Raw genomic sequence first — 24,015 nt, forward strand, 5'->3', positions numbered from 1 at the left:
TGCCATAGGGCCCTGTGCCCGACAACGCCTCTCGCGCAATCGCCGCTGCGCTGCTCCACTGGTATGACCGCAATGCCCGCGACCTGCCCTGGCGCGCGCGGCCCGGCGCCAACGCGCCCGACCCCTATCGCGTCTGGCTGTCCGAGGTGATGCTGCAGCAGACCCAGGTCGCCAGCGTCATCCCCTATTTCGACAAATTCACTTCGCGCTGGCCGAGCGTGGAGGCGCTCGCCGCGTCGCAGGATGCCGATCTGATGGCCGCCTGGGCAGGGCTCGGCTATTATGCCCGCGCCCGCAACCTGCTCGCCTGCGCCCGCGAAGTGGCGCGGCGCGGGGCGTTCCCGGACACCGAATCGGGCCTGCGCGAGCTGCCGGGCGTGGGCGGCTATACCGCCGCGGCGATCGCCGCGATCGCCTTCGGCCGGCGCGCGGTGGTGGTCGATGCCAATGTCGAGCGCGTCGTCTCGCGGCTGTTCGCCGTCGAGGAATCGCTGCCGGGGGCGAAGGCGAAGATCTATGCGCTCACCGATTCGGTGACGCCGGAGCTGCGCTCGGGCGACTTCGCCCAGGCGATGATGGACCTCGGCAGCGGCATCTGCACCGCCCGCTCGCCGAAATGCCTGCTCTGCCCTCTCAGGGAGCATTGCGCCGGTTTCGCGGGCGGGGCGCCCGAGCGCTATCCCATCAAGGCCGCCAAACCGCCCAAGCCGCAGCGCTTCGGCACGATGTTCTGGCTCGAGCGGGACGGCGCGGTGCTGCTCGTCCGCCGTCCGGACAAGGGGCTGCTGGGGGGCATGCGCGCACTGCCCACCGGCCCCTGGGCCGATTCGGCGCCGGGCCTCGCCGGTGCCCCTGCCGATGCCGCGTGGCGCACGCTCGATGACAGCGTCAGCCACGGCTTCACCCATTTCAACCTCGATGTCGCACTTGCAGCTGCAACATTGTCGTCGCATGCAGGCGCCGCCGTGGAAGGCGAGTGGTGGCCGATAGCCGATCTCGAATCGGCCGGACTGCCCACGGTCTTCGCCAAGGCGATGCGAGTTTTCAGGAGACGGTTATGCGCGGAGTGATCGGTTTCGGCTTTGGCATCGCGGCGCTGGCCGCGCCGGCTTTCGCGCAGACCGCTCCCAAGCCTCCTGCCGCGCCCAGTGTCTCCGCCGAGACCGCGCTGGCCAAGCGCTATGTCGCCGAAGGCAAGGTGCCCGGCATCGTCATCCTCGCCGGCCGCCCCGATGGCAGCATCTCCGTGGTCAGCGAAGGTCGCGTCGCCGACGAGCCGACCGCGCACAAGGCGGATGTCGACAGCCTGTGGCGCGTCTATTCGATGACCAAGCCGATCACCGGCATCGCCGCGATGATCCTGGTCGAGCAGGGCAAGCTCAGGCTCGACCAGCCGATCAGCGACTTCATCCCGGCTTTCAAGAACATGAAGGTGCTGGTCGATCCGTCCAAGGACCTGACCACCCGCCCGGCGACGACGCCGATCACCGTGCGCCACCTGCTCACCCACACCGCGGGCCTCGGCTACAACATCATCACCAAGGGGCCGCTGCTCGACGAATACAACAAGCTCGGCATCAACCCGGCCCAGGTGAACGCCCAGATGGAAGCCCAGATGGCGCAGCTGCGCCCGGACAGCCTGGAGGAATTCGCCAACCGCACCGCCTCGCTCCCGCTGATCGCCGAGCCGGGCACCAAGTGGAGCTATTCGATCGGCCTCGATGTGCTCGGCCGGGTGATCGAAGTGGCGAGCGGCATGCCCTTCGACCAGTTCGTCAACACGCGCATCTTCGCACCTCTCAAGATGCAGCAGAGCTACTGGACGGTGCCGGCGGACAAGCTCGGCAATTTCTCCAGCAACTATGTCTTCATGGGCACCACCCGCGTCGTCGCCGATCCGGCGGCAAGCTCGATCTACCTGAAGAAGCCCGAATTCCCCTATGGCGGCGCAGGCCTCGTCATGTCGGCGCGCGACTATGACCGGTTCCTCCACATGCTGCTGAACGGGGGCACGCTCGACGGCGTCCGTATCCTCAAGCCCGAAACCGTTGCAGTCGCGATGTCGAACCTGCTGCCCGCCTGCGCCGACACCTCGATCCTCAACGAAACCGCGAAGGACACCGGCGCGCAGATGGGCTTCGGTGCTGGCGGCTCGGTCTATCTGAACGACGTGGCCGGTGGCCCCGGCAAGGGCACGTTCGGCTGGGGCGGTGCCGCGGGCACGATCGCCTGGGTCGATCCGGTCCACAAGGTGCGCGGCGTCGGCATGATCAACCTGTTCGGCGACACGCCGCTCAAGCGCGAAGTGTCCAAGGCGATCTACGCCGATATCGCCAAGTGAATCCGGGCCCAGTGCTGACGCCCGGTTTCACCGGCAACACGCTCGACCGTGCCGACCGTGTCCGCCACCAGCCCGAGCTGCTCGAGGCGGCGCTGACCGACCCGGCCGCGCGGCTGCTAGTGCTCGACGGGCTCGATCCGGTGCTCGACGAGCAGGGCCGGCTGACCTGGACTAGCCTGGCCGAGGCGCAGGGGGCGCTGCTCTTCCTCGGCTATGACCAGGGCGCGCCGCGCTTCGTCTCGGCCCTGCCCGACGACATGCCCGTGCCGATGGGCCGCTCGCCGGCGATGTTCGCACTGCTCGATCGCTTCGCCGCGCCCGATGCCGCCAACTATGCCGCGGCGCGCAGCCTGGTCTTCTGGCACGGCCGCCACCGTTTCTGCGCCAATTGCGGCTCGTTGACCGATATCTCGCATGCCGGCTGGGGGCGTCACTGCCCGAATTGCGGCGCCGAGCATTTCCCGCGGGTCGAGCCTGTGGTCATCATGCTCGCGGAAAGTGGCGACGCTGCGCTGCTCGGCCGCCAGCCGAGCTGGCCTCCGGGCCGCTATTCGGCGCTGGCCGGTTTCCTTGAGGTGGGCGAAGCGATCGAGGAAGCGGTGCGTCGCGAAACGTCCGAGGAGTCCGGTATCCGCATCGGCGCGGTCCGCTATGTCGCCAGCCAGCCCTGGCCCTTCCCGGCGTCGCTGATGGTCGCCTGTATCGGCGAGGCGCTGAACGAGGACATCGCGATCGACGCCAACGAGCTGGAGGATGCCCGCTGGTTCACCCGTGACGAGGTCCGCCAGGCCCTGGCCCGCGATCCCGCCGCGCCGTTCCTCGCGCCGCCGCCCTATGCGATCGCCCACACGCTGCTGCGCGCCTGGGCGGAGGAGGGCGCCTAGTCCTCCGCCACTGGCTGGGTCGTCCAGCTCGCGTGGAGCGTTGGCACGGTCAAATAGAGCACGAACAGCATATAGGTGAAGTTGGCCAGCTGCCCGATCAGCACGTCGCGGCTCCAGTTGCCGATCAGCGTCAGCCCAAGCGTCAGCCACAGGCCGACAAAGGCCGTGAACGCCACCGTCGCGAAGCCGGCGAGGAAGGCGCGCTGGCGCAGCTGGCGGTCGAATTCGTCGGCCTTGGGCGTGCCCCAGGCCTTGATCGGTCCGAAGATCGGCAGGAACACGCCGAGCGCAAACCCGACCGAGATCGCGGCATAGCCGAGCTGCGTCGCGTCGGGCCGCGCCAGCCCCCAGATCCACCCGCCGATCGCGAGGGCCAGTGCGAACATCGGGATCCAGCGGAAATGCCGCCGCCGCACCTCGTGCCGGGCCAGTGCGGGGATGCCGGTGCGCTCGGACGCGGCGTCGAGCTTGGAGAACAGGCGCTCGTTGAACTTGGACATGGCGGCCTCCGGCATCATTCGGCGGCGCGGCGCAGGGCGGCCGCTACCGATTCGAAGGGGGTGAAGGAGAAGACGAGCTCGACCGGCAGGTCGAATGCCTGCGCGATCTTCATGCCGAGCTCGAGGCTGGGGCTGTAGTCGCCGCGCTCGAGATAGCCGATCGTCTGGGGGTTCACCCCCACCGTCTCGGCCAGCTCGCGCCGGCTCATCCCGCGTTCGGCGCGGAACAGGGCAATTCGGTTGTGGATCTGCGGCAATGTGGCGACTCGGATGACGATATGTTGTCTATACACAACGATTCGTCACCCGAGTCAAGCAGGCGCGCGGTCCCGCCGGGAATCGCGTCCCGGCGCCAACTTACGGCCTTTCGGTGTCCGCTACGCTCGCTCGCGCGCCTGCTTGTAGGTGCCGAGCACGCGCATCCACTTGGTGTGGAACTTCAACTCCTCCAGCGCCCGCGCCACCGGCGCCTCGTCGGGGCTGCCGACGATGTCGGTGTAGAATTCGGTCGCCGCGAAGCTGCCGCCGCGCTGGTAGCTCTCCAGCTTGGTCATGTTGACCCCGTTGGTCGCGAAGCCGCCCAGCGCCTTGTACAGCGCGGCGGGCACGTTCTTCACCTCGAAGACGAAGGTGGTCATGAACGGGCCTTCCTCCTCGGCCGCCAGCGGCTCGCGCGCCAGGATCACGAAGCGGGTCATGTTGTGCTCGGCATCGGCGATGTCCTCGCCCAGCATCCTCAGGCCATAGAGCTCGGCCGCGCCCGGGGGGGCCAGCGCGGCGACCGCGGGATCGGCGTCCTCGGCCACCATCGCGGCGGCGCCGGCGGTGTCGGGATAGGCGAGCGGCGAGATGCCCTGCGCCTTCAGCCAGTGGCGGCACTGGCCGAGCGCCTGGGGGTGGCTCATCGCCTGTTTGACGCCTTCGATCGGGCCCAGGCCCATCAGCCCGTAGCGGATCGGCAGGAAATGCTCGCCGATGATCGACAGCCCCGATTCGGGCAGCAGGAAATGGATGTCGGCGACGCGGCCGTGCAGCGAATTCTCGATCGGGATCATCGCGCAGCCGGCCCGGCCTTCCTTCACCGCGTCGATCGCGTCCTCGAAAGAAAAGCAGGGGAGCGGCAGCCCGTCGGGAAAGCATTCGCGCACCGCGATATGCGAATTGGCGCCCGGCGCGCCCTGGAAGGCGACGGCGCGTACGGGGGTCCTTGCGGCCGCCTCGGTCATCTCCGCGACGAGCTTTCTCGCCGGGCTCGCGAAATTCTCCATAATGCGCGGGCGCTAGCTGCCGAACCTCGCAGCCGCAAGCCCCGCTTGCTTTCGCTGCAAGGGCGGCTTTAAAGAAGCGCAACATATCCGCAGGGGCATTTCATGGACAATCGCTTCAATACGATCGCGGGATGGGCACTTGCGGGGGGGATTGCTGCGCTCGGACTCTCGATCGCCAGCGGAATGTACTTCCATGCCGAGCGCCCCGAGCACATGGGCTATGTGATCGAAGGTGTCGAGGAAGCCAGCGAAGGCGGCGCCGCAGTGGTCGCGCCGATCGCGACGCGCCTGGCCAGCGCCGATCTCGCCAAGGGCGAGGCGTCGTTCAAGAAGTGCATGGCCTGCCACACGATCAACCAGGGCGGCGCCAACGGCATCGGTCCGAACCTCTATGGCACGATGGGTGAGGGCATTGCCCAAGGCAAGGCCGGCTTCGCCTTCTCCGATGCGCTCAAGGCCGTCGGCGGCAGCTGGGACTTCGACAAGATGGACGCGTGGCTGACCAACCCGCGCAAGTTCGCCACCGGCACCAAGATGACCTTCGCGGGCATCCCGGACGCCCAGGAGCGCGCCAACGTCATCGCCTATCTCAACGCCCAGGGCTCGAACCTGCCGCTGCCGGCAGCTCCGGCCGCTGGAGCGGCCCCGGTCGAGGGCAATGCCACCGACGATCATGCCGCGGGCGGCAATCTCTCGAACCAGGCGACTCCGGCCGAGGGCGCGCCCTCGACGGACCCCGCCGCCAAGGCGCAGGCCGAGAAGAAGGGCGTCTGAGGACGCGTTTCCGCCGACCGAATCACCAGGGCGCCGCGGGTCATTCCGCGGCGCTTTTGGTTTGGCGCCCCCAGCAATGAGGCAGATGCCGGCGGCCGAATCGCGCCGGTTCTCGACCCGGCTGGTCGCGCGCCAGGTCTCGGAGCTGCTGCTCGCGCGCAGCCGGCGCGGGCTGGCGCTCGTGCCGCAGGAGCGGCTGGCCGGCTTCGTCTTCGAAGTGGTGCTGGGCGGCAGCATCGCCCACCATCCCTATCGCGATGCCGCTTCTAGCCGCTGGATCGGCGTCGAGGATGCGGCCACGCTCGGTCGGCCGGTCAACGCCACCGCCATCGCCCATTCGATGCGCCTGCCGCACACCACGGTGCGGCGCCGGGCGGCCGAGCTGGTCGAGGAAGGGCTACTGGTCCGCGGCGCCAGCGGCTTCAGCGTCGCGCCCGGCTTTTTCGAAGGCGATGTGCTCGCCCGCCTCGCGGCCGAGGATGCCGCCGATCTGATGCGCATGCTGGGGATCCTCGCCGAGGCGGGCTATGATCCCGCCATCGCGGCGCTGGATGCCGGCGCCGCGGCCTTGCCGGCCGGCGTGGTCGAGCGGCTGATCCTCGCCTTCAGCCTGCGCGCCTTGGAGACGCTGACCGAGCTCTATGGTGATGTGACCGCCGGCACGATCGTCGCCGCGATCACCGCGATCAATGTCCGCCGCGTCACCGAGGATGCCCAGCTCGCCCAGCTCTACGCGGCCGAGGACATGCCGCCGCCCGACGATCTGCGCGCGCCGGTGTCGTTGCGCGCGCTCGCCCGAGCGATCGACCTGCCGTTCGAGACCGTCCGTCGCCGCGTCTCTGCGCTGGTCGCTGCGGAGCTCGTCGCCTGGAAGGATGGCGGGGTGTTCGTGCCGATGCGGGTGATGCTGGACGATCGCCATGTCGCCAACAACCGGCGCATCACCCTGCATTTCGATCAGATGCTCGCCACGCTCGCAGCTCTGGCGGGCTAGCGCCTTTGACCCATTTTGGCAGGCCGTTCGATTGCTTCCACGGCCTCCGGTAAACTACGTAAAATCCGACAAATAAAGCCGCATGGCCAGGGGGTTGGGCGCATGGGGAATTTACCGTCTTCGGACGGATTGAATGCCGGCGAGTGGCGCGATCTCGGCAGTGTGGAAGCGCCGGCCGCCGGCCCTGCGCCTGTGGCCCGGCGGCTCTCCGCGACCAGGCTCCACCTCAATGCCCGGCCCGCCAGCTTGGCGGTGGAGCGCGAGCGGGCCCGCGAGATCGTCGGCCTGGTGAAGGACAGCGTCACCGCGACCTTCTCGGACATCCGGTTCGGCCGGAAGATCCAGGCCGCTAACCTCGCGCCAATGGTCTCGGCGATCGCCGCCTCGGTGGCGCGCAGCCCAACCGCCCTGCCCAGCGTCACCCGCATCAAGCTGCATGACGAATATACCTATCTCCATTCGGTCGCGGTCTGCGGGCTGATGATCGCACTCGGCAACAAGCTGCGGCTGAGCCCCGAACTCACCCAGGAGATCGGCCTGGCCGGGCTGCTCCACGATATCGGCAAGGCGCGGATCGACGCAGACCTGCTCAACAAGCCCGGCCCGCTCGACCTCGACGAATATGGCCGGGTCCAGGCGCATACGCTGCGCGGCTATGAGCTGCTGCGCGATTCGGGGATCGAATCGGAAATAGCGCTCGACGTCTGCCTGCATCATCACGAGCGGATCGACGGCAGCGGCTACCCTTCCGGCATCTCGCAGGAGACGCTGAGCATCCATGCCCGGATGGCGGCAGTGTGCGACGTGTTCGATGCGGTGACCTCGAACCGGGCGTACAAGCGCAGCTGGTCGCCCGGCGCGGCGCTCGACTGGATGATGGGGACGACCGGCCATTTCGACCCGCGCGTGCTGCGGGCGTTTCGCGGGCTGCTCGGCGTGTTTCCGGTCGGCGCGCTGGTGCTTCTCGAGAGCCAGCGCCTCGCGGTGGTGATTGACGAGCCGGCCGAGTCGCCGACCACGCCCGACGTCGCCGTCTTCCTCTGCGCGGCCACGAAGCGCGAACTGGCGCCGGTGCGGGTGAGCACCCGCTCCGATCCGATCATCGGGCTGGAAGTGGCATCGAAATGGGCGCTCGACGATTTCGAGGCGAAGCGCGAACGGCTGCTGGACGAATTCGGCCCCGCCTAGCTAGGGGAAGGCCATGGCCTCGCAACTCGGTCCCGAACTCGCCATCCGCCTGCGCCGCGCTGCGTTCAACCGCGCGCTGGCCGAGGCCGACCTCGCCGCGATCGGGCCGATCCTCGCGCAGGATGTTGTGCTGGTCGCGGGCACCGATTCGGCGCTGATATCGGGGCGCAAGGCGCAGCTGCTCGCCTGGAAGCGCGAGTTCGCCGTCAAGGACCGCAGCATCTACACCCGCACGCCCGAGACGATCCTCGCCTCGCCGGTCGAGCCGATCGCCTTCGAGCATGGCGCCTGGCAGGGCGTGTCGGCGGCGAGCGGGGCGGTGCAGGCCTCGGGGACCTACACCGCTAAATGGCGCAAGCTCGGCACCGACTGGATGATCGAGGCCGAGCTCTACCTCACTCTGGCTTGATCACCGTCTCCGGCTTGTCGATCCCCGGGCGCGGCCGCGCGATCACCGTGTGGTCCTTGTCCTTCCAGAAGTCCTGGACGATCTGCCAGCCCTCTTCCGCGGTCTCGCAGAAGTGGAACAGGTCGAGATCCTTGGGCGAGATCACGCCTTCGTCGCACAGCGCCTCGAAATTGACGACGCGGTTCCAGAATTCCTTGCCGTAGAAGATCACCGGGATCGGCTCGATCTTGCCGGTCTGGATCAGCGTCAGCAGCTCGAACGATTCGTCGAACGTGCCGAAGCCGCCCGGGAACACCGCCACCGCGCGCGCGTGCAGCAGGAAGTGCATCTTGCGCAGCGCGAAATAGTGGAACTGCATCGACAGGCCGGGGGTGACGTACGGGTTCGGCGCCTGCTCGTGGGGGAGCAGGATGTTGAGCCCGATCGTGTCCGCGCCCACGTCGCGCGCACCACGATTCGCCGCTTCCATGATCGACGGGCCGCCGCCCGAGGTCACCACGAAGTGGCGATTCCCCGCCTCGTCGAGCGGGAAGTTGGAGGCGAGGCGGCCCAGCTCGCGGGCGACGTCGTAATATTTGGACTTCTCGACCAGCCGTCCGGCGATCTTCTTCTGCTGCGGCGTCTCGGCCAGCTCAAGCAGCGCGCCGGCTTTCTCCGGCTCGGGGATGCGCGCCGATCCATAGATGACGAAGGTCGACTTGATGTGCGCCTCGTCGAGCAGCAGCTGCGGCTTGAGCAGCTCCAGCTGGAAGCGGACCGGGCGAAGGTCGTCGCGCAGCAGGAAGTCCATGTCCTGGAAGGCGAGGCGGTAGGCGGGATGCTCGGTCTGGGGCGTGCCGCTGTGCGTGTTGGCGTGTTCCACTTCCTGCTGGGCAGGGCGGAAGACGCGGCTCGGAACTTTCGTATCGCTCATTTAGACCCGCTTAGGCCGATCGCGGGCGCCCTGCAATCAGCGACAAAACGGCCCCCGCCCCATGTCGAGGTGCAGGTGGTTGTAGTGCGCCGCATTGTAATCGGGGCTCAGCACCGTCGCGAAGCGCTTGCAGGCCGATCCGTGGATCGTGTCGAGAAAGGCGCGGACCTGCTGGTCTCCCGTCCGCCAGTCGCGCTCGATCGTGATCCGGCGCCCATCGGCGAGGATGAATCCCGACACGTCCACCGCATTGGCCAGGCCATGCTCGGACATGCGCTGCGCCGATGCCGCGCCATTGCCGATGATCCCGCGGCACGAATAGGTGCCATAGGTCTCGACCTTGACCAGGTCGCTGCCCAGCATCTGCCGCGCCGCGGGAACCACCGCGAAGCGCACCCAGGCGGTGAAGCTGCGTGCCAGCCCGCATTTCATCGACTTGAGCCCGGTCACCGGCACGCCGATGTCGAGCAGCTGCACCGCCCCGGTGACCACGCAGCCGCTGCCGAAATCGCGGTCGGGCAGGGCGGAGTAGCGCACCCTTTCACGGGAGAGATCGGCGAAGCATTGCTGCGTCTCGCGCGGGGTCGGGCCGTTCAGGGTTATCGGTCCACCCGGCCGCTCGCGAATCGGTGTCGGGGCAGGACGATCGTCACCCCCGCCGAACATGCAGCCGGCAAGGATCAGGGGCAGGAACAGGCCGAAAACGCGCATGGTACGTATCCTAGCAGCATCGTCGTACGACATGGTTAACGTCAGAAATGTGCGCAGAGCGCGCATTTTGCGCAATTGACTTTCACGGGCTCGCCGCTAGGGCCGTCGGCGGGCCACGCGGTCCCAACGCCGCGCGCGCTCTCTGTAAGGAGAGACTACATGACTGATTCGACTGCCGCCGACGCCACCCTTGCGCCTGTCGCAAAGCCCGCCACCAAGCCGGCGCGTCCCTATTTCTCCTCCGGTCCCTGTGCCAAGCCTCCGGGCTGGTCGCCCGAGAAGCTCGCCACCGAGTCGCTCGGCCGCTCGCACCGCTCGAAGATCGGCAAGACCCGCCTGCAGTACTGCATCGACCTGATGCGCGAGGCGCTCCGTCTGCCCGACACCCACCGCATCGGCATCGTGCCGGGCTCGGACACCGGCGCCTTCGAAATGGCGATGTGGACGATGCTCGGCGCCCGCGGCGTGACCACGCTTGCCTGGGAATCGTTCGGTGAAGGTTGGGTCACCGATGCGGTCAAGCAGCTCAAGCTCGAGCCGAATGTCGTCCGCGCCGATTACGGCCAGCTGCCCGATCTCGACAGCCTCGACTGGTCGACCGACGTGCTGTTCACCTGGAACGGCACCACGTCGGGCGTGCGTGTGCCGGACGGCGAGTGGATCCCGGCGAACCGCGAGGGCCTGACCTTCGCCGACGCCACCTCGGCGGTGTTCGCCTACGACCTGCCCTGGGAGAAGATCGACGTCGCCACCTTCTCCTGGCAGAAGGTGCTGGGCGGTGAAGGCGCGCACGGCGTGCTGATCCTCGGCCCGCGCGCGGTCGAGCGCCTCACCGAATACACCCCGTCCTGGCCGCTGCCCAAGGTGTTCCGCCTCGTCTCGAAGGGCGCGCTCGCCGAGGGCGTGTTCAAGGGCGAGACGATCAACACCCCCTCGATGCTCGCCGTCGAGGACGCGATCTTCGCGCTCGAATGGGCCCGCGGTCTCGGCGGCCTCGAAGGGCTGATCGCCCGTTCGGACGCCAATGCCGCCGCGCTCGACAAGATCGTCGCGGCACGGCCTTGGCTCGGCCATCTCGCCGAGCTGCATGGCATCCGCTCGAAGACCAGCGTGTGCCTCACCGTGGCCGGCGCCGACGAAGCCTTCATCAAGAAGCTCGCCGGCCTGCTCGAGAAGGAAGGCGCGGCGTACGACGTCGCCGGCTATCGTGATGCCCCGCCGGGCCTGCGCATCTGGTGCGGCGCCACCGTCGACTCCGCCGATATCGAGGCGCTCGGCCCTTGGCTCGACTGGGCCTACGCCACCGCCCGCGCTTCCTGATCCTGTGCCGTGCTCCTGCGAAAGCAGGAGCCCAGGATCACACACGACTTCCATAGAAACTCTGGGCTCCTGCTTTCGCAGGAGCACCGGCTCTCCGAAGGAGCACCCAAATGCCCAAGGTACTGATTTCCGACAAAATGGACCCCAAGGCCGCCGAGATCTTCCGCGCGCGCGGCGTCGAGGTCGACGAGATCACCGGCAAGACCCCCGAAGAATTGAAGGCGATCATCGGCCAGTATGACGGCCTTGCCATCCGCTCGTCGACCAAGGCGACCAAGGAAATCCTCGAAGCCGCGACCAACTTGAAGGTCATCGGGCGCGCCGGCATCGGCGTCGACAATGTCGATATCCCCGCCGCCTCGGCGCTCGGCATCGTCGTGATGAACACGCCGTTCGGCAACTCGATCACCACCGCCGAGCATGCCATCGCGCTGATGTTCGCGCTCGCCCGCCAGCTGCCCGAGGCCGACGCGTCGACCCAGGCCGGCAAGTGGGAGAAGAACCGCTTCATGGGCGTCGAGCTGACCGGCAAGACGCTCGGCCTGATCGGCGCCGGCAATATCGGCTCGATCGTCGCCGACCGTGCCCAGGGCCTCAAGATGAAGGTCGTCGCCTTCGATCCGTTCCTCACCCCCGAGCGCGCGATCGAGATGGGCGTGGAGAAGGTGTCGCTCGACGACCTGCTGCTGCGCGCCGACTTCATCACGCTGCACACCCCGCTCACCGACCAGACCCGCAACATCCTGTCGGCCGAGAACCTCGCCAAGACCAAGCGCGGCGTGCGCATCATCAACTGCGCGCGCGGCGGCCTGATCGACGAGGCGGCGCTCAAGCAGGGCCTCGAATCGGGCCATATCGCCGGCGCCGCGCTCGACGTGTTCCAGGTCGAGCCCGCCAAGGAGCATCCGCTGTTCGGCACGCCCAACTTCGTCTCGACCCCGCACCTCGGCGCCTCGACCACCGAAGCGCAGGTCAATGTCGCGATCCAGGTCGCCGAGCAGATGGCCGATTTCCTTGTCTCGGGCGGCGTCACCAACGCGCTCAACATGCCGAGCCTCTCGGCCGAGGAAGCCCCGCGCCTCAAGCCGTACATGGCGCTGGCGGAGAAGCTCGGCAGCCTGGTCGGCCAGCTCGCGCATGGTGAGCTTCGCAACATCGCGATCGAGAGCGAAGGCGCCGCCGCCGAGCTCAACCAGAAGCCGATCGTCGGCGCGGTGCTCGCCGGGCTGATGCGCGTCCATTCAGACACGGTGAACATGGTCAACGCGCCGTTCCTCGCCAAGGAGCGCGGGCTCGACGTGCGGGAAGTCCGCCACGACCGCGAGGGCGATTACCACACGCTGGTCCGCGTCACCGTCGGCACCGCCCAGGGCGATCGCTCGGTCGCCGGCACGCTGTTCGGCAACGCCGCGCCGCGCCTGGTCGAGCTGTTCGGCATCAAGGTCGAGGCCGATCTCGCCGGCCATATGCTCTACATCGTCAATGAGGACGCGCCGGGCTTCATCGGCCGGCTCGGCACCACCTTGGGCGAGGCGGGCGTCAACATCGGCACCTTCCACCTCGGCCGCCGCGAAGCGGGTGGCGAAGCCATCCTGCTGCTCTCGGTCGACGACGTGGTCAGCGAGGAACTCCTCGCCAAGGTCCGCGCCCTCCCGGGCGTGAAGACCGCGATGGCGCTGACGTTCTGACGACACAAATCCCGTCATCCCGGCGAAAGCCGGGATCTCAGGCGATGGCGCCGTGCCCGCCGCACGAGATCCCGACTTCCGTCGGGATGACGGAATGTTCTAGGGGGACGGGATGAGCGGCTTACTTCCCGAAGGCTTTCACGATCGCCTCCCCCCCGCGGCCGATGCCGCGACCCGGCTCGAATCCCGCGTGCTCGGCGTTGCGCGCGCCTATGGCTATGAGCAGGTCGATCCGCCGCTCGCCGAATTCGCCGACGAGCTGAGCGCCCGCCTCAAGGCCGCGGGCGGGTTGCGCGACGCGGTGCGCTTCGTCGATCCGGTGTCGCAGCGCACGCTGGCGATCCGCCCCGACATAACCGCCCAGGTCGGGCGTATCGCCGCCACCCGCATGGGCCACCACCCGCGCCCGGTGCGCCTCTCCTATGCCGGCCCGGTGATCAAGCTCTCAGCCTCCGAGCTCGATCCACTGCGCGCCACCCGCCAGATCGGCGCCGAGCTGATCGGCCTAGACACCGTCGCCGCCGCCACCGAAGTGGTGCGCGTTGCGATCGAGGCGCTGCAGGCGGGTGGAGTCGAAGGCATCGCGCTCGACTTCACGCTGCCCGATCTGGTGGATTGCCTGGCCGATGGCAGCCTGACGCCCGCCCAGCTCGCGACGCTGCGCGACCGCCTCGACGCCAAGGACGCCGCCGGGGTCGCCGCGATCGATCCACGCTACCTGCCGCTGATCGAAGCCGCCGGCCCGTTCGACGCTGCGATCGAGCGGCTGCGCGCGATCGATGCCGGCAAGGCGCTCGCCACAAGGCTCGACGGCCTTGCCGAGATCGCCGCCAGCATCCGGGGCCAGGCCGCGCTCACCCTCGATCCCACCGAGCGCCACGGCTTCGAATATCAGAGCTGGCTCGGCTTCTCGCTCTTCGCCCGCGGGGTGCGCGGCGAGATCGGCCGCGGCGGCACCTATACGATCCTGCACGGCAATGGCCGCGAGGAAGCCGCGGTCGGCTTCTCGCTCTATGCCGATCCGATCCTCTATGCCGGCATCGGCGCCGGCGATCGCCGCCGGCTGTTCCTGCCCTTCGGCACCCCCGCCGGCATCGGCGCGAAGCTGCGCGAAGAGGGCTGGGTGACGGTCGCCGCGCTCGAGGAAGACGATACGCCCGAGGCGCAGCTGTGCACCCATCTGCTGCGCGACGGGGCGCCGGCGGTAATTTGATCCTGATCTCTCTACACGGCCTGACAAACGCAGCGCTGCGGAGCCGAGGCTCGCAGCGCCGCGCTCGTTTCCAGCGGTTAGATTCTATCCATCATTGCAAAGGCGCGATTTCGCGGTGCAATTGTCCCCGAACGGATTGTAGCCGGGAAGATCGATAAGGAACATTCCGCCGCCGCCGCCGCCCGAGCCGCCACCGCCGCCGATGGGCTCGCCCGAACCAGGAAGTCCGCTGCCGTCGCTGCCGCCGCTAACTTGATAGTCGTAATATGCCAAGGCAGCGTAGTAGCATTGTTCGTAGCTTGGATATGCCAAGTCAGCCCATCTGTTATTGTCGCACTGCTGCGATGCATAAGTAGCTGAATCTGGATAATCCGGCTTGGCCAAGGCTGTTGTGGGGATTGAGGAGAAAGACACGATTGCGAGCATCGCCGAGGTAATTGATTTCCTCATTATATCATCTCCAGATTGCGCCCATCTTATTGACTGATGCCATAAGCATTGGGGTGTGATGATACATGCGTAAATATCGTCGTCGTGCAAAGTATATTTGTAATATTTGGCTGAGATTATAAGCCATTATGAAGCATTGTTGCTTGCTTCGTGTGCTTGGCGATCTGCCCGGACGATTGTCCGCAGGCAGACCAAGTAGGGAGCGCGATTCCCTGCGGGGTCAGCGCGCCAGCAGCTCCATCGCTCGGCCGTCGAGGAATGCCGGCACGGCCGCCGTCAATGCGTCGCGGAAGCGCGCATCCTCGGCCAGCTGGGCCGGGAACACCTCCCGCAGCGCCAGCGCCGCACTCGCCGGATCGGCACTTGAAGCAGCACCGGACAGCAGCTCGGCCAGCGGATCGGTGATCTTGTCGCCAGCCTCGGTCTTGCGGCGCAGGAAGGCGATCCACGCCGCTACCGGCACCGCCAGCCGCGCCACGTCTTCGCCCGCCGCCAACCGGTCGCGGACCGTGTCGAGCAGGCGATAGGGCAGCTTCTGCGAGCCGTCCCAGGCGATCTGGCTGAGCAGATGGCGGATCGCCGGGTTGCGGAACCGGTCGAACACCGCGTCGGCATAGCCCTGCACGTCGAGGCCTCCGACCGGCTTGAGCGAACCGGCGATATCCTCGTGCATCAGCCGGCTGGCAAAGCCGCCCAGCGCCGGATCGCTCACCGCCTCGAACACCGTCTCATGGCCCAGCGCCAGCCCGATATAGGCTAGGCTCGAATGCGCGCCGTTGAGGATGCGCAGCTTGGCCTGCTCATAGCCCTGGACGTCGTTGGTCAGCGTGACGCCCGCGGCGGCGAGATCGGGGCCGTCGGCCAGCTCGAAGCGCTGCAGCACCCATTGGGTGAAGCGCTCGCGCTGCACTGCCGCTTTGTCTTCGACGCCGAGCTCATCCGCGATCTTGGCGAGGAAGGCCGGGTCGCTCGCCGGGGTGATCGAATCGACCATCGAATCGGGGAAGGCGACCTCGCCTTCGATCCAGTCGGCCAGCCCGGCGTCCCATTCGCGGGCCAGCGCAACGCAGGCCGCGCGAAGCTTGCCGCCATTGCCGGTCATGTTGTCGCAGCACAGCATCGCAAAGGGTGCGGCACCCGCGGCGCGGCGCTCGGCTAGGCCCGAGACGATCCAGCCGATCACGCTCGCCGGCTCGGCGGGGCGAGCGCGGTCATGGACGATGTCGGCGTGGTTGAAATCAAGGGTGCCGTCGGCGGCGAGGCAATAACCCTTCTCGGTCACCGTGCTGGTGGCCAGCTTCACCGCCGGGTCGGCGAGCAAGGTGCGGAGCCGGGCGCCTTCGCCGGGGCCGATCGCGTCCGCATGGGCGGCGATGATGCGGGTCGCGGGCTCGCGGTCGATCACGGCCAGCGTGTAGAGCCCGTCCTGCGCCCTGAGCGCATCCACCGTGCCGGCGCTGCGCAGCGAGATCGCGGCGATGCCCCAGCGCGGATCGCTGTCCAGTACCCGGTCGAAATAGGCGGCCTGGTGGGCGCGGTGGAAGGCGCCGGGGCCGAAATGGACCACGCCGGTGCGGATGGCGGCGGGATCGTGTCCGGGCCGCGCAACGGCGGCGGGAAGCGAGGCGAGGGCGGCGCGCGAAAGACTGGTCATGCCCCCGGTGTCAACGCGTCCGTGCGGGCAAAGTCAATGGCCCGGCGTTGCATCCAGCGGGAAGGGCGTAGCAGTCAGTAGCTATGCGCTCCAGCGGGATTGGATCCCGGGATTCGCGAGCCGGTATAGCGCCGCTGCGAAACCGCACCCTCAGGCATCAGGAAACGGACCTGCCGGTTGGGGAAGTCGATATCGACCCGGCGAAAGGCGCGCAGCGCGTCCATGCCGAGCAACAGTGCCGGGCGCTTGGTAAGGCCGAAGCGCTCGAACGGCGTCACATCGGCAAAGGCGACCGGCATGGCGCCGAAGCGCACCTTGCCGACCAGGATGTCGGGCACCTGGGTATAGTCGGCGGCTGTCTGGGCGCCGGTCACGCTGGTCAGCTGGATTCGCTGCGGCTTGGGCGCATTGCGGCCCACCCGCTTGCGCAGCGCGCTGTTGCCCATCGTTACCTGGCTGCCCGTGTCGAGCACCACCTGGATGCGCGTCGTGCCGTAATAGGCGTCGGTCACGATCAATTGGCCGAACACGTTCTTGGCGGTGACGATGATCTCGTCGGGATCGCGCCGGGTGACGGTCTTGCGCTTCACGCTGGGGCGAACCGCCATAGTGCCGTTCTCAAAGTCGATCGTCACCTGGTGGTTACGCAGCGTGTCGATGCCAAGCAGGCCGAGCGCCCCAAGGTTGCGCGCCTCCAGCGCGGGGGCGACGATCGTGTGTTGCTCGCCGATCGACTTGATGCTCAGCCCGGGCACCACCACCGTGTTGACCGTATCGCGCCCGGTCATCGAGGTGATGATCACCGGGGTAGAGGTGCCGAGCCGCAGCGAACCGGCCAGCTCGCGGGCGATGACGGTACGCTCCGCGCCGGTGTCGATGATGAAGTTGTAGGGCCCCTTGTCGCCCACCGCGACGGGGACGGTGAGGCGCTTGTCGATCTCGCCCAGCGCGAGCAGGGTCGCCTCGACATCCTCCGGCTTGGGCACGGTCAGCTCGGGATCCTGGGCACGGACCACGGGCGGCGGGGCGTGCTCGCTCGGGTTCTGGGTGAGGTCACGCGCTCCGGCGGTTGCGGCCAGCGGGAGCAGGAGAAGCACTGCAAGCCTTTTCATGGATGTGAAGATACACCTTCACATGCTGCGCAGCAATATTTCTGGAATGTTTCTGTCCCAGTCTAGTCGAGCCGCATCGCTTCGGCGGCGATGTCCTCGGCTTCCATCAGCAGCGCGTCCTCGGTCATGCCCTGCGCGACATTCTCGCGGCCGATCATGATGAGCACCGGCACCGCCATCGGCGAGACGCGGGGCAGGTCGACATGCAGCATCGTGTCGGCCGCAGTGTCGAGCAGATGGCCGAGGCGCCCGACATCGGTCATCCGGGCCCGGGCATCGGCCCAGGCGGCGCGCAGGAGGAGGTGATCGGGCTCGTACTTGCGCAGCACGTCGTAGATCAGGTCGGTGGAGAAGGTGACCTGGCGCCCGGTCTTCTTCTTGCCCGGATGCTGCCGCTCGACCAGCCCGCCGATGATCGCCACTTCGCGGAAGGCGCGCTTGAGCAGTGCCGAGCTTTGCACCCATTCGACGAACTCATGCTCGAGGATGTCGGGCGAGAAGAGCGCGGCGGGATCAGCGATCTTCTCGAGCCCGTAGACGGCGAGGGCATAGTCGTTGGCGACGAAGCCCAGCGGCTTGAGCCCCAGCGCCTCCATCCGCCGGGTGATCAGCATGCCCAGCGACTGGTGCGCGTTCCAGCCCTCGAAGCTGTAGGCGACCATGTGGTGCTTGCCTTCGTGCGGGAAGGTCTCGACCAGCAGCTGCCCCGGGGCAGGAATGGCGGAACGCCGCTCCTGCACCTCCAGCCATTCGCGGACATCGTCGGGGAAGCGGCGCCACTGGCTGCGGTCGTGGAGGAAATGGCGGACGCGCTCGGCCAGGGTCGCGGTGATCGCCAGCCGGGCGCCCATATAGGAGACGTAGCGCGCCGGCTTGGCGGTGGCGCGGACGATCAGGTCGGTCAGCTCGACGCGTTCCACCTCCACCGCCATGCCGGCGAAGACGAAGGCATCGCCGGGCGAGAGCTGGGTGCCGAACGCCTCCTCGACCTTGCCGAGCCGGCGGCCATTCTTGAAGCGGACCTCCATCATCGGCGATTCGACGATGATCCCGGCATTGAGCCGATGCTGCGCAACAAAGGCCGGGGTGGTCACCCGCCACAGCCCGTCCTTACCCTTGGTCAGCCGCTTGAACTTGTCATAGGCGCGTAGGGCATAGCCGCCATCGGCGATGAAGCTCAGCACTCGGTCGAACACCTCGTCCGCCAACGCCGAATAGGGCAATGCTGCGCGGATCTCGTGCAGCAACTGGTCGCGGTCGAACGGCGCGGCGCAGGCGCAGGCCATGACGTGCTGGGCCAGCACATCGAGTGCGCCGGGGCGGAAGACATCTGGATCGAGTTCGCCATGCTCGACGGCATCGAGCGCGGCGCGTGCCTCGAGATATTCGAAGCGGTTGCCGGGGACGAGCACCGCTTCCGAGGGCTCGTCGAGGCGGTGGTTGGCGCGGCCGATGCGCTGGAGCAGGCGCGAGGAGCCCTTGGGCGCGCCCATCTGGATCACGCAATCGACATCGCCCCAATCGACGCCGAGATCGAGGCTGGCAGTGGCGACCAGCGCGCGCAGCTGCCCATCGGCCATCGCCTGTTCGGCCCGCTGTCGTGCCTCCAGGCTCAGGCTGCCATGATGCACGCCGATCGGCAGCTTGAGCTCGTTGACCTTCCACAGCTGCTGGAAGACCAGCTCGGCCAGGCCGCGAGTGTTGCAGAAGACGATCGTCGTCTTGTGCGTCTCGATCTCGGCCATCACCTGGGGGATGGCATAGACGCCCGAATGGCCGGCCCAGGGCACCCGGTCCTCGGGGAGCAGGATGGCGATATTGGGCTCCGCGCCCTTCTCGCCCTGCACCAGGGTGACCGCGTCGATGTCGCCATGCGGCGCGAGCCAAGCGCGGTAGCCGTCGGGATCCGCCACCGTCGCCGAGAGCGCAACGCGGCGCAGATGCGGGGCGAGGTGCTGTAGCCGGGCCATGGCCAGGGCGAGCAGGTCGCCGCGCTTGCCGGTGGCAAAGGCATGGACCTCGTCGATCACCACGGTCTTCAGCCCCTCGAACATCGTCAGGCTGTCCTCATAGGACAGCAGCAGGCTGAGCGACTCGGGCGTGGTCAGCAGGATCTGCGGCGGCCGGGCGCGCTGGCGGACCTTCTTCTCCCAGGGCGTGTCGCCGGTGCGCGTCTCGACGCGGATCGGGGCGCCCATCTCGTCGATCGGGGTGAGCAGGTTGCGCTGCACGTCCACCGCCAGCGCCTTGAGCGGCGAGATGTAGAGCGTGTGCAGCCCGTCGGCCGGGTTCTCGATCAGATCGGCGAGCGTCGGCAGGAAGCCGGCCAGCGTCTTGCCCGCGCCGGTGGGGGCGACGAGCAGGGCATGCTCGCCGCGGCGGCCCGCCTCGAGCATCTCGAGCTGGTGGCGGCGCGGCGCCCAGCCGCGGCTTGCGAACCAGTCCTGCAATATCGGGGGGAGCTGGGAACCAAGGGCCATCCCGCCCATATAGGCATGATGGCGAAGCTCGGCGACTGGATCGATCCGCGGCCCACGGGCATCTATCTGCCTGCGGCCGATATCTGGATCGACCCGTCGCAGCCGGTCCGCCGCGCGCTGGTGACGCATGGCCATGCCGATCACGCCCGGGGCGGGCACGAGGCGGTATGGGCGACGCCGCAGACGCTGGCGATCATGGAAGCGCGTTACGGCCCGCAGCAGGGCAATCCGGTGGAATATGGCGAGCGGATCGCGATGCACGGCATCGACATCCGCTTTGTCCCCGCCGGCCATGTCCTCGGCTCGGCCCAGATCGTGCTCGAGCATCGGGGCGAGCGGATCGTCGTCTCGGGTGATTACAAGCGCCGCGCGGACCCGACCTGCGCGCCCTTCGAGCCGGTGCCGTGCGACGTGTTCGTCACCGAGGCGACGTTCGGGCTCCCCGTATTTCGCCATCCGGAGACGCATGACGAGCTCGACAAGCTGCTTGCTGCCCTGCGCGCCAATCCGGAGCGCTGCGTGCTGGTCGGCGCCTATGCGTTGGGCAAGGCGCAGCGGGTGATCAGCGAACTGCGCGTGCTGGGGTTCGACGATCCCATCTACATCCACGGCGCGCTCCAGCGGCTCTGCGACCTCTATGTCGAGCAAGGCGTCGACCTGGGCGAGCTGCGACCGGCCACCGGCGTCGCCAAGGCCGAGCTGCAGGGCCGCATCATCCTCTGTCCGCCGGGCGCGCTCAACGACCGCTGGTCGCGGCGGCTGCCCGATCCGATCACCGCGATGGCATCGGGCTGGATGCGGGTGCGTCAGCGTGCCCGGCAGCGCAATGTCGAGCTGCCGCTGATCCTCTCCGACCATGCCGACTGGGACGAACTGACCCGCACGATCCTGGAGCTCGAACCACGCGAGGTGTGGGTGACGCATGGCCGCGAGGACGCGCTGGTCCATTGGTGCCGGCTGCATCAGGTGAAAGCCAGGGCGCTGGATCTCGCCGGGTTCGAGGACGAGGACGACTGAGCCTGCCGATCCAACAGCGCCATCCCGATTCTCCGCAGAAATGTTGAATCTCTTGCGTCGTTTCAGGGGCAGGCGGCGCGGAAGTTCACTAAGTTCGCACTAGCGAGCGCCGACATCGCCGCCGCCGCATATTATGATTGCCCGTGCCCGATCCAATTTTTCCAACAACATGAAATAGCGGCGGGAAATTCCCGGCCGCCGGAGCACAACAGACGAAATCCTACTTTGCAAGCCGCTCAGGCGGCGGCGCGGTCCGAGCCGGAGAACAGCCAGGCTTCCGCCGTCGCGCTATCGTCGAAACAGCGAGCGTAGCGCTGATCGAGCGCGCGGCCGAGCTGCGTGCGTGCCAGCGTCCGACCGATCACGAAGGCGAGCCGGCGCGAGCGATAGGCCGGATCGGCCAGCATCGTACGGAACATCTCCACACTGTCCTGCGCCTGGATCTTCATCTCGCGCAGGTCATTCAGCGTAAGATGCTGGTTTGGCCCGCAGCGTAGCTGCGTGTGCGCCTCTGCACGCCGGGCCAGAAAGGCATCGATATCCTCGGCCGTGAAGAAGCCGCTCATCCGGATGCGGATGAGGTCACGGGCAGGCTCGACATCAATGGTGAAATCGGCGGACATCGAATCGGCGATACCTCGCTGCTGGCTACCAAAATGCTAAGGCCACGGGTTCCCTAGCGTCAACGGGTCCTGGGCCAGGCGAGCGTGGCGACCACTGGATAATGGTCCGACGGATAGAGCTCGCCGCGATGCGTATCGATCGTGCGATAGCCGCGCACGGTGAAGCCGCGGGTGAAGAGCCAGTCGATCCGCCGATCGGCCACGCCCTTGAAGCCGTGGAAGGTCGCCTCCGGGCCTGTCGGGCGTGCGACGGCAGTGCGGGCGTCCGCCAAGGTTTCCGCGAGCGCCGCGTGCGACCTGGATTCGGGCGCGGTGTTGAAGTCGCCGGTGAGAACGACCGGCACACCCTTCGGCAAGGCCGCAATGCGCTTGCGGATCAGTTCCGCGCATTTCTCGCGCGCCGCTTCGTCCTCTTCGCGATAGGGGAAATGGGTGTTGAGCAGGTAGAAGCGCTTGCCGGCCTTCGTCTCGAACAGGCCCCAGGTCACCATGCGCGGGAAGATGTTGCCCCAGCTGATGCTCGCGACCACATCGGGCGTATCCGACAGCCAGAAATTGCCTTGCTCGACCAGCTTGAGCCGGTCGCGGCGATAGAAGACGCCCATATGCTCGTCGGCATGGCCGCCACGCCGGTCGATCCCGAACCAGCTATATTGCGGCAGCTTGGCGACGAGATGGTCGCCTTGAAGCTGGAACAGCTCCTGCGTGCCGATCACGTCGGGCGCGGCGGCGGCGACGGTCTCGACGAACAGGTCGCGGCGCTTCTCCCAGACATTGGCGCCGTCGTTCGGCGAGGGATAGCGGACGTTGAAGCTCATCACGACGAGCCTGTCCTGCGCCTGCGCCGCCACCGGGGCGAGCAGGGCGAGCAACAACCACAGGAAACGCATCAACCCACACCCTCCAGAGCCTTTTGCCGGCGGCGCTGCACCGAGCTGCCGATCCCCATCGCCTCGCGATATTTGGCGACGGTGCGCCGGGCGATGTCGAAGCCCTTGGCGTTGAGCAGCTCGACGAGCGTGTCGTCGGACAGGATCTTCTTGGGATCCTCGGCCTGGATCAGCGTGCGGATCGCGTTCTTCACCGCCTCGGCCGAGACCGCGTCGCCGCCATCGGCCGACTGGATCGCCGAGGTGAAGAAATATTTCAGCTCGAACAGCCCGCGCGCGCAGCTGAGATATTTGTTCGAGGTGACCCGGCTTACCGTCGATTCGTGCATCTCGATCGCCTCGGCGACCTGGCGCAGGGTCATCGGCTTGAGGTGCGCGACGCCCTTGAGGAAAAAGGCTTCCTGCTGCTTCACGATCTCGGAGGCGACCTTGATGATCGTGCGCTGGCGCTGGTCGAGCGCCTTCACCAGCCAGTTGGCGCTGGCCAGCATGTCGGACAGCCAGGCCTTGCTCGCCTTGTCCTGCGGGCCCGACGAGACCTCGGTGTAATAGGCGCGGTTGACCAGCAGCTTCGGCAGGGTCGCGGCGTTGATCTCCACCGCCCAGCCAGCGCCGCGGCGCGCGACGAAGATGTCGGGGGTGACGGCCAGCGTGGGTTCCCCGCCATAGCGGCAGCCGGGCTTGGGATCATAGTTGCGCAGCTCGCGGATCATGTCCGCGAGATCCTCGTCATCGACGTTGCAGATGCGCTTGAGCCGGGGCAGGTCGCCGCGTGCGACCAGATCGAGATTGTCGATCAGCCGCGCCATGCAGGGATCGTAGCGATCGGCTTCCTTCGCCTGGAGCGCGAGGCACTCGGCGAGGTTGCGCGCGCCGACCCCCGTGGGATCGAAGGTCTGGATCGTCGCCAGCACGGCTTCCACCCGGGCGAGCGCGAGGTTCAGCCGGTTGGCGACATCGAGCAGCGGCGCGGTGAGATAGCCGGCCTCGTCGATCTGGTCGATCAGATGGGCGGCGATGAACAGGTCGGCGCCGTCGACGGTCGCGCCGGCCTGCGCCATCAGGTGATCGGCGAGGCTGAGATCGCTGCTGCCGAGATTGTCGAAGTCCGGGCCGTCTTCCGACCCGCCACCGCCGGTGCCGGTGAGGCCGAGGCTGCCGTCGAGCCCGCCGCCCGCGCCGATCGTGTCGCTGCCGCTGTCGTGATGGAAGGTCTCGGCGGCGAAATCGACGTCGAGCGCGGCCTCGCCCGAGGCTTCGCCGCCGCCGGCGATCAGCTCGCTGGCATCGGCCGGGCCGTCGCGCTCCTCGAACTCGAAATCGGGCTCGGGGGCGTCCGGGGCCTCGCCGCCGCTCTCGCGCTCGTCACCGCCGGTGCCGCTGTTCTCGAGCAGCGGGTTCTTCTCCAACTCCTCGGCGATGAAGGTCTCGATCTCGAGATTGGACAGCGCCAGCAGCTTGATCGCCTGCTGGAGCTGCGGCGTCATCACCAGCGATTGCGACTGGCGCAGATCGAGGCGAGGGGCGAGACTCATTTCAAGCTCGTCACCCCGGCGACCCCGGACTTGATCCGGGGCGGGGTCTCG

The 24,015-nt window shown here is 67.6% G+C and carries 23 protein-coding genes; 11 read left to right on the forward strand and 12 right to left on the reverse strand.

The annotated features are described in order from the left end of the window. Positions 1-14 precede the first annotated feature (14 nt). The 3 genes from J2W22_RS04865 to nudC are packed head-to-tail and all read left to right on the forward strand — an operon-like array spanning position 15 to position 3,225. A complete protein-coding gene (locus J2W22_RS04865) occupies positions 15-1,070 on the forward strand; it encodes an A/G-specific adenine glycosylase (RefSeq protein ID WP_307117128.1) in 1,056 nt (351 codons plus the stop codon). After that, on the forward strand, positions 1,058-2,341 hold the full coding sequence (locus J2W22_RS04870; RefSeq protein WP_307117129.1) for a serine hydrolase domain-containing protein: 1,284 nt from the start codon (positions 1,058-1,060) through the stop codon (positions 2,339-2,341). Before J2W22_RS04865 ends, J2W22_RS04870 begins: the two co-directional genes overlap by 13 nt. 11 nt (positions 2,342-2,352) lie before the next feature. Beyond that, positions 2,353-3,225: an NAD(+) diphosphatase gene (gene nudC / locus J2W22_RS04875; RefSeq protein ID WP_307117130.1), complete on the forward strand. Its 873-nt coding sequence runs from the start codon at positions 2,353-2,355 to the stop codon at positions 3,223-3,225. On the opposite strand, the gene J2W22_RS04880 is transcribed toward nudC, so the two are convergent. From J2W22_RS04880 to J2W22_RS04890, 3 genes are all read right to left on the reverse strand, one after another. After that, on the reverse strand, positions 3,222-3,725 hold the full coding sequence (locus J2W22_RS04880; RefSeq protein WP_307117131.1) for a hypothetical protein: 504 nt from the start codon (positions 3,723-3,725) through the stop codon (positions 3,222-3,224). The genes nudC and J2W22_RS04880 overlap by 4 nt on opposite strands. Before the next feature lie 14 nt (positions 3,726-3,739). Next, positions 3,740-4,018, reverse strand: coding sequence for a helix-turn-helix transcriptional regulator (locus J2W22_RS04885; RefSeq protein ID WP_307117132.1), 279 nt, complete (start codon positions 4,016-4,018; stop codon positions 3,740-3,742). 84 nt (positions 4,019-4,102) lie between these two features. Then, a complete protein-coding gene (locus J2W22_RS04890) occupies positions 4,103-4,993 on the reverse strand; it encodes a prephenate dehydratase (RefSeq protein ID WP_307117133.1) in 891 nt (296 codons plus the stop codon). Between the two features lie 102 nt (positions 4,994-5,095). Between J2W22_RS04890 and J2W22_RS04895 the strand changes: the two genes are divergently transcribed. The 4 genes from J2W22_RS04895 (at position 5,096) to J2W22_RS04910 (ending at position 8,358) form a co-directional block, all read left to right on the forward strand. After that, positions 5,096-5,767 carry a c-type cytochrome gene (locus J2W22_RS04895; RefSeq protein ID WP_307117134.1) on the forward strand — a complete coding sequence of 224 codons (672 nt, stop codon included), beginning with the start codon at positions 5,096-5,098 and terminating at the stop codon, positions 5,765-5,767. Between the two features lie 76 nt (positions 5,768-5,843). Beyond that, the gene (locus J2W22_RS04900) at positions 5,844-6,761 is read left to right on the forward strand and encodes a hypothetical protein (protein WP_307117135.1); all 918 of its coding nucleotides are present in this window, start codon (positions 5,844-5,846) and stop codon (positions 6,759-6,761) included. A gap of 102 nt (positions 6,762-6,863) precedes the next feature. Further along, positions 6,864-7,949 carry an HD-GYP domain-containing protein gene (locus tag J2W22_RS04905; protein WP_307117136.1) on the forward strand — a complete coding sequence of 362 codons (1,086 nt, stop codon included), beginning with the start codon at positions 6,864-6,866 and terminating at the stop codon, positions 7,947-7,949. Between the two features lie 13 nt (positions 7,950-7,962). After that, entirely contained in the window at positions 7,963-8,358 is a 396-nt protein-coding gene (locus tag J2W22_RS04910) for a nuclear transport factor 2 family protein (RefSeq protein ID WP_307117137.1), read from the forward strand. On the opposite strand, the gene J2W22_RS04915 is transcribed toward J2W22_RS04910, so the two are convergent. Next, complete coding sequence (locus J2W22_RS04915; RefSeq protein WP_307117138.1) at positions 8,345-9,271, reverse strand: LOG family protein; 927 nt, start codon at positions 9,269-9,271, stop codon at positions 8,345-8,347. The genes J2W22_RS04910 and J2W22_RS04915 overlap by 14 nt on opposite strands. Before the next feature lie 36 nt (positions 9,272-9,307). After that, positions 9,308-9,982 (reverse strand): extensin family protein, encoded by a 675-nt coding sequence (locus tag J2W22_RS04920; protein ID WP_307117139.1) that lies wholly within the window; start codon positions 9,980-9,982, stop codon positions 9,308-9,310. A gap of 159 nt (positions 9,983-10,141) precedes the next feature. Here J2W22_RS04920 and J2W22_RS04925 point away from each other — a divergent pair, with 159 nt between their 5' ends. From J2W22_RS04925 to J2W22_RS04935, 3 genes are all read left to right on the forward strand, one after another. Continuing rightward, positions 10,142-11,302: a phosphoserine transaminase gene (locus tag J2W22_RS04925; protein WP_307117140.1), complete on the forward strand. Its 1,161-nt coding sequence runs from the start codon at positions 10,142-10,144 to the stop codon at positions 11,300-11,302. A 110-nt stretch (positions 11,303-11,412) separates the two neighbouring features. Continuing rightward, positions 11,413-12,990, forward strand: a complete 1,578-nt coding sequence (gene serA / locus J2W22_RS04930) for a phosphoglycerate dehydrogenase (RefSeq protein ID WP_307117141.1) — start codon at positions 11,413-11,415, stop codon at positions 12,988-12,990. Between the two features lie 112 nt (positions 12,991-13,102). Continuing rightward, complete coding sequence (locus tag J2W22_RS04935; RefSeq protein WP_307117142.1) at positions 13,103-14,203, forward strand: ATP phosphoribosyltransferase regulatory subunit; 1,101 nt, start codon at positions 13,103-13,105, stop codon at positions 14,201-14,203. An 84-nt stretch (positions 14,204-14,287) separates the two neighbouring features. Here the strand turns inward: J2W22_RS04935 and J2W22_RS04940 are convergent, their stop codons facing one another. From J2W22_RS04940 to J2W22_RS04955, 4 genes are all read right to left on the reverse strand, one after another. Then, the gene (locus J2W22_RS04940; RefSeq protein ID WP_307117143.1) at positions 14,288-14,653 is read right to left on the reverse strand and encodes a hypothetical protein; all 366 of its coding nucleotides are present in this window, start codon (positions 14,651-14,653) and stop codon (positions 14,288-14,290) included. A gap of 220 nt (positions 14,654-14,873) precedes the next feature. Further along, positions 14,874-16,307, reverse strand: a complete 1,434-nt coding sequence (locus J2W22_RS04945) for a mannitol dehydrogenase family protein (protein WP_307117144.1) — start codon at positions 16,305-16,307, stop codon at positions 14,874-14,876. 74 nt (positions 16,308-16,381) lie between these two features. After that, positions 16,382-17,404, reverse strand: coding sequence for an aspartyl protease family protein (locus tag J2W22_RS04950; RefSeq protein ID WP_307117145.1), 1,023 nt, complete (start codon positions 17,402-17,404; stop codon positions 16,382-16,384). A gap of 77 nt (positions 17,405-17,481) precedes the next feature. Continuing rightward, positions 17,482-19,899 carry a ligase-associated DNA damage response DEXH box helicase gene (locus tag J2W22_RS04955; protein WP_307117146.1) on the reverse strand — a complete coding sequence of 806 codons (2,418 nt, stop codon included), beginning with the start codon at positions 19,897-19,899 and terminating at the stop codon, positions 17,482-17,484. A gap of 18 nt (positions 19,900-19,917) precedes the next feature. Between J2W22_RS04955 and J2W22_RS04960 the strand changes: the two genes are divergently transcribed. Then, a complete protein-coding gene (locus J2W22_RS04960) occupies positions 19,918-20,916 on the forward strand; it encodes a ligase-associated DNA damage response exonuclease (protein WP_307117147.1) in 999 nt (332 codons plus the stop codon). A gap of 236 nt (positions 20,917-21,152) precedes the next feature. Here the strand turns inward: J2W22_RS04960 and J2W22_RS04965 are convergent, their stop codons facing one another. Genes J2W22_RS04965 through rpoN form a run of 3 tightly spaced genes read right to left on the reverse strand, consistent with a single transcriptional unit; the run spans position 21,153 to position 23,964 of the window. After that, entirely contained in the window at positions 21,153-21,539 is a 387-nt protein-coding gene (locus tag J2W22_RS04965) for a hypothetical protein (protein WP_307117148.1), read from the reverse strand. A gap of 59 nt (positions 21,540-21,598) precedes the next feature. Beyond that, entirely contained in the window at positions 21,599-22,429 is an 831-nt protein-coding gene (locus tag J2W22_RS04970; protein ID WP_307117149.1) for an endonuclease/exonuclease/phosphatase family protein, read from the reverse strand. Then, on the reverse strand, positions 22,429-23,964 hold the full coding sequence (gene rpoN, locus J2W22_RS04975; protein ID WP_307117150.1) for an RNA polymerase factor sigma-54: 1,536 nt from the start codon (positions 23,962-23,964) through the stop codon (positions 22,429-22,431). Before rpoN ends, J2W22_RS04970 begins: the two co-directional genes overlap by 1 nt. Positions 23,965-24,015: the final 51 nt, after the last annotated feature.

Origin of the sequence: Sphingomonas kyeonggiensis, assembly GCF_030812785.1 — a bacterium.
Taxonomy (GTDB): domain Bacteria; phylum Pseudomonadota; class Alphaproteobacteria; order Sphingomonadales; family Sphingomonadaceae; genus Sphingomonas; species Sphingomonas kyeonggiensis_B.